Consider the following 13761-nt stretch of genomic DNA (forward strand, 5'->3'; position numbering starts at 1 on the left):
TTTGCATCTTCTTTTTTATCCATAATTTATATATTTTATATTACAGATATAAGGTTCTGTGGAGGTATTATGGGCCGAGTTTAAAATTATTTTAATATAAACGATAAAGTACTTTTTTACTTCAATTCCTTTACCCACCCCTATCAAAATGCATTTTATAATACTAACACATTTAGGATTAAAGTCGCCATAAAATATACAGAAATGAAGAAATTGAAATAAGCATATCAAATGTTAGGGTATATTTTACTTTCTTTAAAATCAAAAAACTAGTTATGAACCTCATCAGAAAGAAGCTTGAGAAAAAAGTAAAATATATTTTAGATAAGGGGTTGATGAGGTTTTCATTTTCATACAATAATATTGATTTAAAATCTCTTGTGATTCCACAAGTTTTACAAATCACATTATACTTTTCTTGGTAAAAACAAGGAACTTGGAAATTATAAAAAAAGATAAAAGCAATTATAAATACTATAATCAGTGAAATGTTTATGATTAAATAAATACTATTTTTCTTCAATTAATTGTTTTGAAATCCCATTCACATATGCATTGATGACATCCAAACCTTTTGATAGTTCAGCTCCTTTAAATCCTTGGATGTCCTCTATTCTAATATTATCGTTGTAGAATTTTAAATACTTCTCTGATAATGGAATATAAGACCAATGCCATCTTTCTAGATTGTATCCTTTTCTTCCTTCATTTTTAGAAGTATAAACTTGATAAAATCCATAGTTATTTGCATTTTTTAAAAGCCATTGATATTCTTTAGCTCCTCTACCATTTTCAAAATATGAATTGTTTAGATTAATTAAATCAATATCTGTTCCCCAGTGATGTCTTGAAGTAGAAGGCATTGAGCTGTATTCTAAAATCTTTTTAGCTCTGTTAATTGGAGAAAGACTTTTATATTTTTTCCATTTTCTTTCCCAAATTGCTTTTTGCTCATAAAAATTACGTGTTCCAGAAATAATTTTTATGTTGATGTTTTCTGCTTTTGCTTGTTCATACATTTTAATAAATGAATGGTAAGCTTCCCTTTTTAAATATATTGATCTAGAAGAATGTGATGTTCTGACTTTAATAAAAGAGGTATCTTTTCTGTAATTAAATTTACCTAAAACGAAATCCTTACTAATATTTAAATCCTGCTTAATAGAATCTTTTGGCTTTACTTCTATACTTTTTGGTGGCACATTTCTATCAGTTATAGAAGAAGTTTTGTGTTTTTTACAAGAAATAAAGAATAAGAGGGTTAGTAGAATAAATCTCATTTTATTGTTTTTCAAAGCAACATCCATGAATCCAACCAATATTTCCAGAAGGTGTTTTAATTTGGTACCAATATTCATTTATTTCTACTCCTTTAATTGTAACTTCAGTCTTATGTTCTGACCTTTTATCTAAATATTCAACCATTGTATTCAGAGGTAAGTTTTCCAATTTTTCTGCATCTAAATCTGGACTTGTTCTTACCCTTAAATTATCAACGGTAATTAATAATTTTTTAGAGTTATCCGTTTGTTTATTAATAACATTCGTCTTATTCTTGTTATCAACTTCCTTCTTTTCTTCTCTTATAATAACCTTCACTTTTTGAAAATCTTCAATCGTTTTTATGTTTAGAATATTTGAAGATTTTATAAGATCAGAGGTAGCATTGATGTATTCGTTTTCATATTTTGAATCCGATTCTTTATTTCGACCAGTAAAATTTCTATAGAAATGAGGCTTAGTAAACATTCTTACACCTTGATCCAAAACACTTTTAGTATCTAATTCAGGTGTATAGTTATAATTATCTTTGTAAAACTTACTACCGTTATAGTAATCTAAATATCTGTTGGTTTCATAAATATCATAATTATGTCTTATGAAATCTAGGTCTTTGATTTGTTTTCCGTTAATTAAAAATTTATACTTAATCTTACTTACCGATAATTCAGCATACATTGAATTCATGTATCCATTTTTATCTTTACCTTCTGTGGGGTTACTAGAAACTACCTTCGTTTTACCTAACGGTTTGGTTTCAATGAGCTCAACTCTATATTCATAATTAAGTGGTAAACCATTTTTATCTGTGACTTTTTGTGTAGATTTTTTGATATGGTCTAAGACAAATTCGACATCTTTATCTCTTAAACTGGTCTGCTTCTCTGCTTTATTCTCTTTATTGTCAATACTAGTTTCTTTTATAAATTCATTTGTGATACTATTCATTGTTGCATATTGCGAATACGCTATACCACAACCTAACAAGGAACAAATTATAGCTCCTATTATTAAACCCTTTTCATGATGGTGCTTTAAAGCTATAACAAGACCAACTAAAGATACTATAATTGCTATTATTCCAAAGAATACTGTAAAGAGTCCAAAACAAGGAATAAAAGATACTAATAATGTGACAATTCCTAAAACTAATCCTGTTATTCCTAAACCCTTTGATAATGATTCATATTTTACTTTTTGATTGATTTCTGTTTTCATAATTTAGTTTTAATATTTTAACAAATACATAAAAAAGGTTGTATTCAACCTATTGTATACAATTGGTTATTTAAACTTGATTGTTGGCATATTTGATTTATGTTAGAGCGCAAACGAAAAAAAAAAATTCCTGAATTCTGTATTGAATTTGGAAAACATATTAGAGAATTAAGAAAAAAAGGTAATCTGAGTATTGAAGAAATTGCTTTTAAAGCAGGAATAGATGCTCAAAACTTAAGAAAATATGAATTGGGAAAACAAGAAATGAAAATTTCTATGCTTAAAAGAATTGCAGATGCATTTGGAATTTCTCCTTCACAGCTTATTGATTTTTAATGTTTTTATTGACTTGAAATATTTTTGATAATCTTAAGTTGGGGCTCTTTTTGTCTCTGCTCTAACATTTCAGCATTTTCATTCATTCTAATAGACATTTGAGTTATCTGATCATCATTGATAGAACTTTCATTAATATATTTATACAACATCTCATCGCTTTTATGCCCAGTTACTGCCCTTACGTTATAAGCACCAATGACTTTAACATAATTAGTTGCAAATGTTCTTCTAAAACTATGATTCGTAATAATTTCATATTTTTTATAGGTATTTGATATTGTACGCCTAGTCTTCCTTCCGTTAACAATAACACTTTGTGATTTTCTACTTTTAACTACCTCATCTAAACCAGCAATTTCACAAATCTCTTTTATTTGTTTGTTTAAGATTACATCATCATTTTCTTTAAATGTAGTTTTAGGTTTACCGTAACAATCGATGTATTTCAATATTCTTTTATTGATAGGTAAAACAACATCATAACCAGTTTTTTTGTTCCAAAATCCCCAATATTTCACACCATGTTTATTAGTTTTAATATTCTCATCCGTTAGTTTATTAAAATCTGACACTCTTAAACCCACCTCACTTATAAATAAAATTGTTTTCTTAGCATCTTGAAGTTTTTTTGGCACTTCTGTATTATGTATCAAATCTAACTCATCAAAAGACAAAGGGATAACAATTTCATCTTTTTGTTCTCTTATTTCTGACTTTGTTAATTTCTTATACTTAATATTATTTATATTATGTGAAACCTCAACAATATTAGGAAAAGCGTTTTTTTGATATCGAATGGCGTGAGTAAGGCTTTTACAGTGTTTATTTGAAGTTGCATGGCTATGTTTAAAATAAGTAACTAAAAAAGCATAAAAGCCATTTATAAAATCTTGAGTAACATCTTTTGTTCTAAGTTTTACCTTCTTTACTTTTTGATATTCAATAATCTTAGACATTAGTTGACTATACAATCTTAAAGAATCTATTTTATCAAAATATTCAACTTCAATAACTCTTTGTATTGCCGATGTAACTAAATTAGTTTTATAAACGTTTTGCTCTTTATCAAATATTTCTAGCTCTTTTTGCTCTTTGGTTCTTTGCCTCTTTTCAATTTCTGATTTATCAATAACAATTGTCACTATTTCCGATAATGCTTCTTTAAACCATTCTTTCGAAATAATTACTCCTTCATTAAAATCTTGAGTAAATTTCATCAAAAATTTATCTCGAATATCTTCTAAATCTCGTTTATGGTTTTTCACAACACTAGAGCCACTACTTGCAATATTATTTAAATTTTTATGCTTACCTGTTTTAGTAAACCAGTATTCTTTATTAGATACAATTTTAGTTGTATATCTGTAATGAATATTAGACGAGTGTCTAAACCTGATAGTCAAATTTCCTTTATCTTTTTTACTTCTATACAAGAATTGTAATGTTGCCATTTGACCTAAATTAAATTTACACAACAAATATATAAAAATGTGACCGTTTTTGTGTCCGTTTCTATATACTACATTAAATTAATTTCAATTTCATTCAATACTACCCTCGCTATATCCTAATAATTAAAGAGGTGTTAAGACTAATACGAAATAATGAGATAAACTAATTCGGGTATCGGCGTCTCCACTTTTAACCCTGTAAAACAATGTTTTACAGGGTTTTTTTTGAGTTTCAAAAGAATCTATATTACTTACTAAACTCTTTAGAAACTCTATTAATTTTAATATAAAAAGCACCCCAATCTACATTTTTATCGGTTGTAAACCAAGCACCAATTTTTACACCACCAGATTTAAAGTTCATTGTTCTACCATCGCTAATTGCTTCTGTAGACAATGTTCCTTCTCTTCCTTTTACAGCATCATTAATAGCTAAACCAGACTCAAATGGCCATCTACTTAATTCAATTTCATAAGTACCAGATTGTTCAAATTCAACGGTAAACTCTCCTCCAAATGGATTCTTTTTAGCTTCTCTTATATAATTCTGATTCCATGGAATTTTCGAATCTAAAATATGTCCATCATGACAAGTTAATTCTATTGGGTTTTGTTTATCAGAACCTAAAATAATTACTGGAAACTGATTAAACTCTGAAGAAACTGAACTCCACCATTCTTCATAATGATTTCTCATCTTACTTACAATCTCTGGGAATTGCTTTGCAATATCATTTTCCTGACCTTTATCATTAGAAATATCATACAATTCAGTTCCATTTACAAGGCGTAATTTATTGCTCATAACTGTACTTTTTCTCCATTTTATAGGACTTTGTACACGTTGAGAATCCGTAATTAAATATTCTCTTCCAATGGTTTTTTTATCACCTAAAAGTAAAGAGGAAATATCTGAACCATCCATTTTCTTTTGCCTTTCTGGTAACTCCAAGTCGCACAAAGTAGCTAATGTTGGTAAAATATCTAAATGAGCTGTTAAATCTGTAACATCTTTTCCTCCTTTAATGTTTTTTGCAGGATATGATATAAAAAACGGAACTCTATGTCCTCCTTCATATTCACTATTTTTTGTTCCTTTCATTCCACTATTGAAACCGTATAACTTACCTCCTACTGTTTTATAACCAGAAGCAGTTCCATTATCGGTCATAAAAATTACAATTGTATTGTCTGCAATCTTTAAATCTTTTAACTTTTTTTGAAGTTTCGCAAAGTTTTCATCAACATTTGTAATCATTCCATAAAATACTTTTTGGAATTCTGGAATGTCTAAATCTTTGTATTTATTATAATATTCTTCTGGTACATTATACGGTAAATGTGGTGCATTTGTAGAAATGTAAGCGAAAAATGGTTCGTCTTTCTTTTCTTCAATATATTTTATAGCTTCATCAAACCAAACATCTGTACAATATCCCTCGTATTTTGTAGGAACTCCATTTTTAAAATAAGTATCATCAAAATAATCATTATCCCAATAATCTGGAGTCTGACCAACACCTCCTCCTCCATGAGCAACAGTATATTTAAAACCCTTGTTCTGCTTGTCTAAAAGTTATTAATTGGTCTATTAAGCTTAAAAGTCTGTGCGTATTTCTTTTTATAATTGCTAAAAATCGTTCGCTTTCTGGGTTACTGTTATTTTCTATAACCCTATCTAAAGGCCCAGAAATTAATGTAAGTGGTGTTCTAAACTCGTGAGATAAGTTTGTAAAATATCTAAATTTACCTTGATTTACTACCTCAATTCTGTCTTTGTCTATTTGCTCATAGATTAATTTTTGTTTCAACTTTTCATGTCTAACAAAATAGAAAACGATGCCAACACCAACACCTAAAAAAACAAGTACCAGTAAAGAATAGCTCCACCAAGTTTGATACCAAAGTGGCAGTACAATTAAGGTTAATGTTTTTGTTGAAGCACTCCAAACACCATCTCCATTGGCAGATTTTACTCTTAACTTGTAGGTACCAGCAGATAAGTTAGTGTACGTTATTGGAGATTTACCTTTATTTATTTCTACCCAATTTTTATTAAACCCATCTAATTTATAGGCAATTTTATTTTTAGAAGGTGCAGCTGTATGTTCTGCAACTAAATTAAAGGAAATAATACGTTGACTTCTACAAACGGTAACTGTATCTGTTTCTGAAATTGCCTTTTTAAGAATAACAATATCATTAAGTTCTTCACCAATTTCTATAGGTTTATTATTAATTAATAAAGAAGTTATTAAAACTCTTGGAGGTTGTTTGTTTAAAAATATTTTTTGCGGATTAAAAATAGTTAAGCCATTTAAACCTCCAAAATACATAAAACCAGATTTTCCTTTGGTATAGGCAGACTGTCTAAAGTTGTTGTGAAACAAACCATCACTGACATCAAATACGTTTACTTTGTTGGTTTCTTTATTAAACCTAACTAGTCCCATATCTGTACTAATCCATAAATAATTGCTATTTTCTTGTGGTAAAATTCCGTAAATAGCGTCATCAGGTAAAATATCATTTTTTCTAAAATAATCCATTTTTACAGGATTATTGTCATTGTTTAATGTTAGTTTATTTATTCCACCTCCAAAAGTACCAATCCAAACATTTTTTTTATTGTCTTCATAAAGAGAAAAAATACTGTTGTAACTTATTTTGCTACTTCCTGTTTTATTTTCTTGGTATTGTTTTGTTACAGTAATTTTTCCGTTTTCATATTTACACTGTAACAAGCCATAATCTGTACCAAACCATAATTGTCCGCTACTATGTTGCAAAAAGCATTGTACTCTACTTGCCGCAATTCTTAAACTAGACTGAATATTAATTTCTGGTGTTCTTTTTTGATCTATTTCTTTCCAAGGATTTTTTATTACTATGATTTTATTCCCAGATAAAACAATATCTGTTTCATTTATTTGTGCAATATTTCTTGTGGAAAGTAATTGTGTTTTATCCTCTTTTGAAGTAAATTGAACTTCTTTGTAGTCTTTCTTTATTGGGTTATAAACAAATACTTTTTTATCTGTACCAAACCAAATGTAATTTTTTTGATCTTGATAAATACATCTAATAACATCATTATCTTCTAAAGATAATTTGGCTTGTATGTCTTCGAACTTAATGTTATTTAGATTGTTTTTATTAATAACATCTATACTTCTAAATAGTTTTTTGTTATAACCAGAAACCCAAATTTTACCAGTATTATCTTCTAAAATTGATGTTATTAAATTATCTCCAATAGAAAATTTATTATACGGATTGTTTCTATAAGAGAAAAATGGTTTTTGAGAAAGGTCTAATTTATTAATACCCCCTTGTGCAGTACCAACCCATAATATGTTAAAACTGTCTTGATAAACAGCATTAATTTGATGACTACTAACGCTGTTTTTATTTTTAGAGTCGTAATTAAAGTGACTAAAAGAGTTTAAAATAGGATTGTATTTATGAAGACCATTTGCTCTAGTTCCAATCCAAATTGTGTTTTCATTATCTGTAAAAAGACTATTTACATAAAAAGTTGTGTCTTGGTTTGGTATTTCTATTTTCTTAACTAAATATTTAGAACTAGAATCTAAATTAGAACTGTATAAACCATCTGTAGTACCAACCCAAAATATATTATCTACTTTAATTATTTCAGTAATTTCTTTATTATCAAAAAAACTAAAATCGTTTAAATTATTGTTTTCAATTTTTAATATTGGAATTTCTGTTTGGTAATCTACTTTTTTAAGTCCCTTATTTGTCCCTAAAATTATAGAGGAATTATAGCCGAAAGAAAAAGTATTAATCTTAACACCATTTTCTTTTAGATCGAGTATGTTTTCAGGAAAATCGAAAACCCCTTTACTTACATCTGTTAACTTACATCTTATTAATTCTTTAGATGAAGTAATCCAAACATAGCCATCTCCTTTAGCATCTATTTTATTAACATCTATTTTATATTTAAGCGGAACCGTAAAAAAACGTTCTAACCAAGGCACATAAATGTTCACTCCAACATTTGTTCCTATCCATAAAATTCCATCTTTATCGTTAAATAAATGAGTTACATTATTGCTAGAAATAGCGCCTTCATCTTTAGATTGCGTGGTAAATGTCTTAAACTCATAACCATCATAACGTATTAATCCATTTGGAGTTGCATACCACAAAAAACCATATTTATCTTGTACTATGGCATTAACAGTATTTTGATTAAAACCTTCACTATTAGAGATTCTATCAAAATTTTGAGAAAAAATTTGTTGAGTAAGTAGTAAAATTACTACACCAATAAAAAAAATAATTTTACGCATGTTTCTTTTATTAGCTTTAAAAATATGACTTTTATCCTTTAATTTTCGATAAATTCTTGTAATTTTTTTATCATAGAACTACTTCCGCAATAAAATGCTGCACGCTCATGAATATCTGTTGGAATAACATCCATAATATCTTGTTGCCCATTAGTTGCAATTCCATCTGCTTGTTCAGTTAAAAAAGCTATTGGATTACATTCATAAAGCAACCTTAATTTTCCTTCTTTATTCACTGTACTATTTGGATATAAATAGATACCTCCTTTTATCATATTTCTATGAAAATCGGAAACCAAAGAGCCAATATATCTATGTGAATAAGGTCTATCTTCTTCTACTTGCTGACAATATTTTATGTATTTTTTTACGGGTTCTGGAAAATGACCATAATTCCCTTCATTTACTGAATAAATATTTCCTTTTTTAGGGAATTTCATATCAGGATGAGAAAGATAAAAAGAACCAATTGCTGGGTTTAATGTAAAGCCATTTACGCCATCTCCTGTTGTATACACCAACATTGTAGAAGTACCATAAACAACATAACCAGCAGCAACTTGCTTTCTACCTGGTTGTAAAAAATCTTTTGCTTCTACTGGTGTTCCTTGAGGAGTAATTCTTCTAAATATTGAAAAAATTGTTCCCACGGAAACATTTACATCAATATTAGAGGAACCGTCTAAAGGATCCATAAGCACTACATATTTACCATTAGATTTTTTGTCTTGCCCTTCTATGGTAATAAATTCATCATTTTCTTCGGATACAATTCCACAAACAATATCTCTATTTTTTAGAGACTGAATAAATGTTTTATTTGCAAATACATCTAATTTTTGTTGATGTTCTCCTTGCACATTTACGTCTCCAGAATCTCCAAATATATCTACTAAACCGGCTTTATTAACTTCGTGATTTACCACTTTTGCAGCTAAACGTAATGCGTTTAAAAGACTCGATAATTCTCCACTTGAATAAGGAAATGAAGATTGATTTTTAATAATAAATTCTCCTAAAGTACTTTTTTGGTGACTCATTGTTTTATATTAAATAATTTTTCTGATACGTTTTACAGATAAGATTTCATCATTAATGCAGCACCTAAAGCGCTTTCATTTTTACAATCAGAAATTTTTAAAATAATATCACTCTTAAGTAGTTTTAAAAAGGTAATAAATATTAGGTTTTTATTAAATCCACCAGAAATAAATACATTATTAATTGGATTGTTTTCATCAGAAATTAAATTAATTCCGTCAATTACTTTTTTACTAATTTCAAATATTAATTGGTAATAAGCAGTTTCATAATTTGCATAATAAGTTAATAAATTAGGATGAGCTTCAAAATCGCTATCAATACCTTCTGATAAAAATACGCGTGAGTCTTCATACACTAGTTCATTACACAGTTTTTTATTTAACTGAAGTTGTAAGTGCTTATTTTTATCTACTTTAAAATAAGAACTTAATGCCGTTAAATATACTTCGTGAATTTTACCTAAAAATTGCATCGAAGATTTTATTTGCTGCTTTTCTGGGGTCATAAAACACAAACAATTATTTTGTAATTGATCTTGTGTTAAAGTTTCCTTACTAAAAGGATTCATAGCAATAATCCAAGTTCCAGTAGACAATAAAATAAATTCTTTATTCTTTTCTGTTTCTAATAATGGTATTATAGATGCGGAACTATCGTGTAAACCACTACCAACTGCAATTTCTTGATTGTTAATAGTAGTTATTACAGCTTCTTTTCCATTTTTAGGAATTGGTAAATTCAATTTATAATCAGAAACCCATTTATGGTAACTCATTTTATCAAAATCCCAAGTTGCTGTATGTGCACCAACTGAAGTAAAATCTGAAGTAATTTTTTTTGTAAATAAATAACTTAAGTATTGCGGATAATGTAAAATAGTTTCTACATTCTCCCAAATACTTGATTTCTCTTTTTGTAATTTTAATATTTGAAGTCCCGTATTTAACATTCCATAAGCGGGAGATGCTGTATTTCTTGAAAACTCCTCTTTACCACCAAAAGACTCATAAAAACCTTCATATTTTTCTAAATCTAAAGGTTTTAAATAATTATATAATGGTGCTATTCTTTTTCCTTCTTTATCTAAATAAATTAAAGATGCGCCATGTGTGCTAAAATTAATAGCTTTTAAGTTGTAATAATCGTTGCTTTGTATTTTTTCTATTTCATCAAAAATCCAACTTTCTATTGCCTCTAAATTATCACAAGGAAAACCATCATCGTCAAGTATTTCTTCAAACTGGGTTGAATTTTCTGAATAAACTTCAAAATTTTCATCAAATAAAAATATCTTTTTATTTGTTTTTCCAATATCGATAACTGCAATAACATTTTTCATCTTTACTAACTTTAATTATTATGAAAACTTTAGGAATTTATTGTCAAGCATCTATAAAGTTCTTGCCTTTATAAATGCCTGAAAATTATATTAAAAATTTTAGTTTTTTTTGCTAAAAACTATTCTTTGAAGCCGTATAAAGGACCATAGTTTTTACAAGCTCTGTAATCTGCTCCTTCTAAACCTTCTCCAAAAGCAGACCAAGCACTTGGTCTAAATACATCATCTTCACTAACATTATGCATGTTTACAGGAATACGTAACATTGCTGCTAAAGAAATTAAATCTGCACCTATATGTCCGTGAGAAATTGCGCCATGGTTTGCGCCCCATTTAGCCATTACTGTATATACATCTTTAAAGAAACCTGTACCTGTTGTTCTTGGCACAAACCAAGTTGTTGGCCAAGTTGGATTTGTTCTTTCATCTAAAATTTCGTGAACATCTCCAGGTAATTCTACACTCCAACCTTCAACAATTTGTAAAACGGGTCCAATTCCTTTTACAAGGTTAAGTCTACACATTGTTAATGGAATAGTTCCTTTTGTTTTAAATTGAGAAGAGAATCCTCCACCTCTAAAATATTCAGCAATTGCTGCTGGCCATTTGGTGTTATCTAAACATTTTTGAACTTCTTCTTCTGTAATATCCCAAAATGGTTTCATTGTAGGATTTCCTTCTGCATCTGTTTGTTGTGCAGTTGCATCTAATGTTGTAGAACCAGAATTGATTAAATGAATAATTCCGTCTTTTGCAATTCCTGTTAACTTTTTACCCGTAACTCTTTCTACAGATTCTGGACTCCAATAAGTTCTTACATCTGAAAATAATTGTGCTTTATTAGTTAACAAATGCCCAAACAACATAGAAATAGCGTTTAAACAATCGTTTTCTGTTGCAAAAGTATATGCTTGTCTAATTCCATTCCAATCGAAAGATGAATTTAAAATAGACTCCGTAAAATCTGCATTTGGTTGGTAATCTGTCCACTGACGTTGCCCTTGGAAACCTCCCATAATAGCATTTCTACCTTTAGACTCTTCGCCAAATCCCATTTCTTTCAATTTAGGATTTCCGTTCATTAAATCTTTACAGATTAAAGTCATTTTTACAACTTTTTCCCATTCTTCATCTTTAACCTCTGCAGATTTTTGAGCTTCTGGACTGTTATAATCTTTTCCTTCTTTACAGTTCTCTTTCGTCCAAGCTAATGCTTTTGCATATTCATCTTGGTCGAAGATACCTTCATCTATACGTCTTAGAATCTCTACAGATTCTACAAACTCGGCTCTAACACCTAAATAATCTTGTAAAAAGTTTACATCTACCATAGAACCTGCAATTCCCATAGAACTATATCCTATAGATAAATAAGATTTACCGTTCATTTGAGCAACAGCTAAACCTCCTTTTACAAAACGTAATATTTTTTCTGATACATCTTGAGGAATGGTTTGATCGCCACCATCTTGCACTTCTTTACCATAAATTCCAAAAGCTGGTAATCCTTTTTGAGAATAACCTGCCAATGCTGCTGCTAAATAAACAGCTCCTGGTCTTTCTGTTCCGTTGAAACCCCAAACCGCTTTAGGAGTTAAAGGATTTGTATCCATAACTTCTGTTCCATAACACCAACATGGCGTTACTGTTAATGAAACTTCTACTCCTTCTCTTTTAAATTTATCTGCACAAGCTGCTGCATCTGCAACACCACCAATAGTAGTATCTGCAATTACAACCTCTACTTTTTCTCCACTTGGAAAACGTAATGTATCTTCAATTAGTTTAGCTGCAGCTTTAGCCATGTCCATAGTTTGAACTTCTAAAGACTCTCTTACACCTAATTCACGTCCGTCAATTACAGGACGAATTCCTACTTTTGGTAGTCTACCTATTAATCTACTCATGATTTATATTTTTTTTATAATTTATATAAACTGCTCTAATTCTGTTAACTGTGCATTTGAAAGTCCAGCTGGTTGAAAACCTGCTGCCCAACACATCATTAACATTTTGGCACCTTTATTTGCTACATCTAAAAAGTCCCAAGCTTTCATAACATCTGGCGCAGTTGCTGTTGCTCCGTGTTTTTCCCAAAGTGAAACGTTTCTTGTTTTAAAAGCTTCAATTGTAACTTTTGCTAAATGCTCTGTACTTGACAATGCATAAGGTGTACAATGAATTCCTTTTGGTACAAATACTTTAACTTCTGGACACATAGCCCAAATTTGTCTGTTTAATTCTTCTTCATTATCGAACAATTCGTGATGACTCATACAAATCAATTCTAATGGATGTGTATGAACAACCGCTAAATTTTCTGGATGATATTTTGAGTTAAATAAATGAATACTTGCATGAGAAATTAACTCACAAGTTGGTCCAAAATTAGGTCTGTTTCCTCCCCAAATAATAGAATAAGCACTTGCATCTTCATTAATATAAAGAATACATGATACCTCTTCTAACATATCTACTAAATCTCTTAAGTAACATCCTGTTCCTGTAATATAAATTACAAATCCTGCAGATTCTTTCGGAAAATCGAAAGGCACCTCTTCTCCTATTCCTTGAACATCTTCTTTTTTAAAGAAAGACGTTAAGTTCATCGAAATATTTCCAGCATTTCTTTCTGCCCATTCTCTTTGCCATAAATACCCAGCTACTGTAGATACTTTTTTTAATTCTTGTTGTACTTCTATTGGAAGTTTTAGAGTCTTCATAATCTTTAGTAATTTAGTTTACAAAACTATCATTATATTAGCTT

9 protein-coding genes and 1 pseudogene are annotated in these 13761 nt (G+C 29.2%); 1 reads left to right on the forward strand and 9 read right to left on the reverse strand.

From position 1 onward, the window contains the following. Positions 1-509: 509 nt before the first annotated feature. Together H9W90_RS08900 and H9W90_RS08905 are read right to left on the reverse strand one after the other, a co-directional pair. Positions 510-1280: a M15 family metallopeptidase gene (locus H9W90_RS08900; RefSeq protein ID WP_187481271.1), complete on the reverse strand. Its 771-nt coding sequence runs from the start codon at positions 1278-1280 to the stop codon at positions 510-512. 1 nt (position 1281) lies between these two features. Further along, complete coding sequence (locus H9W90_RS08905) at positions 1282-2499, reverse strand: SH3 domain-containing protein (RefSeq protein WP_187481272.1); 1218 nt, start codon at positions 2497-2499, stop codon at positions 1282-1284. Positions 2500-2598: 99 nt separating this feature from the next. On the opposite strand from H9W90_RS08905, the gene H9W90_RS08910 reads away from it, so the two are divergent. Then, positions 2599-2835, forward strand: a complete 237-nt coding sequence (locus H9W90_RS08910; protein WP_187481273.1) for a helix-turn-helix domain-containing protein — start codon at positions 2599-2601, stop codon at positions 2833-2835. 5 nt (positions 2836-2840) lie between these two features. On the opposite strand, the gene H9W90_RS08915 is transcribed toward H9W90_RS08910, so the two are convergent. The 7 genes and pseudogenes from H9W90_RS08915 to rhaD all read right to left on the reverse strand — a co-directional run bounded on the left by H9W90_RS08915 (position 2841) and on the right by rhaD (position 13717). Beyond that, the gene (locus H9W90_RS08915; protein WP_187481274.1) at positions 2841-4289 is read right to left on the reverse strand and encodes a tyrosine-type recombinase/integrase; all 1449 of its coding nucleotides are present in this window, start codon (positions 4287-4289) and stop codon (positions 2841-2843) included. A 247-nt stretch (positions 4290-4536) separates the two neighbouring features. Next, positions 4537-5748 (reverse strand): annotated as a pseudogene (locus H9W90_RS08920) (sulfatase-like hydrolase/transferase); the annotation flags it as partial. A gap of 88 nt (positions 5749-5836) precedes the next feature. After that, a complete protein-coding gene (locus H9W90_RS08925; protein ID WP_187481275.1) occupies positions 5837-8611 on the reverse strand; it encodes a ligand-binding sensor domain-containing protein in 2775 nt (924 codons plus the stop codon). Positions 8612-8649: 38 nt separating this feature from the next. Beyond that, positions 8650-9651, reverse strand: a complete 1002-nt coding sequence (gene fbp / locus H9W90_RS08930; RefSeq protein WP_187481276.1) for a class 1 fructose-bisphosphatase — start codon at positions 9649-9651, stop codon at positions 8650-8652. 32 nt (positions 9652-9683) lie between these two features. Beyond that, positions 9684-10994, reverse strand: a complete 1311-nt coding sequence (locus tag H9W90_RS08935; protein WP_187481277.1) for an FGGY family carbohydrate kinase — start codon at positions 10992-10994, stop codon at positions 9684-9686. 119 nt (positions 10995-11113) lie between these two features. Then, a complete protein-coding gene (locus H9W90_RS08940) occupies positions 11114-12901 on the reverse strand; it encodes an L-fucose isomerase (protein ID WP_222934228.1) in 1788 nt (595 codons plus the stop codon). A 21-nt stretch (positions 12902-12922) separates the two neighbouring features. Next, positions 12923-13717 (reverse strand): rhamnulose-1-phosphate aldolase, encoded by a 795-nt coding sequence (gene rhaD / locus H9W90_RS08945; RefSeq protein WP_187481278.1) that lies wholly within the window; start codon positions 13715-13717, stop codon positions 12923-12925. Positions 13718-13761 lie beyond the last annotated feature (44 nt).

This window comes from Polaribacter pectinis (genome assembly GCF_014352875.1).
Classification (GTDB): Bacteria; Bacteroidota; Bacteroidia; order Flavobacteriales; family Flavobacteriaceae; genus Polaribacter; species Polaribacter pectinis.

Coding starts and splice junctions, on each gene's coding strand:
- H9W90_RS08900 (WP_187481271.1), bottom strand. CDS start 1,280: ATGAGATTTATTCTACTAACCCTCTTATTCTTTATTTCTTGTAAAAAA.
- H9W90_RS08905 (WP_187481272.1), bottom strand. CDS start 2,499: ATGAAAACAGAAATCAATCAAAAAGTAAAATATGAATCATTATCAAAG.
- H9W90_RS08910 (WP_187481273.1), top strand. CDS start 2,599: ATGTTAGAGCGCAAACGAAAAAAAAAAATTCCTGAATTCTGTATTGAA.
- H9W90_RS08915 (WP_187481274.1), bottom strand. CDS start 4,289: ATGGCAACATTACAATTCTTGTATAGAAGTAAAAAAGATAAAGGAAAT.
- H9W90_RS08925 (WP_187481275.1), bottom strand. CDS start 8,611: ATGCGTAAAATTATTTTTTTTATTGGTGTAGTAATTTTACTACTTACT.
- fbp (WP_187481276.1), bottom strand. CDS start 9,651: ATGAGTCACCAAAAAAGTACTTTAGGAGAATTTATTATTAAAAATCAA.
- H9W90_RS08935 (WP_187481277.1), bottom strand. CDS start 10,994: ATGAAAAATGTTATTGCAGTTATCGATATTGGAAAAACAAATAAAAAG.
- H9W90_RS08940 (WP_222934228.1), bottom strand. CDS start 12,901: ATGAGTAGATTAATAGGTAGACTACCAAAAGTAGGAATTCGTCCTGTA.
- rhaD (WP_187481278.1), bottom strand. CDS start 13,717: ATGAAGACTCTAAAACTTCCAATAGAAGTACAACAAGAATTAAAAAAA.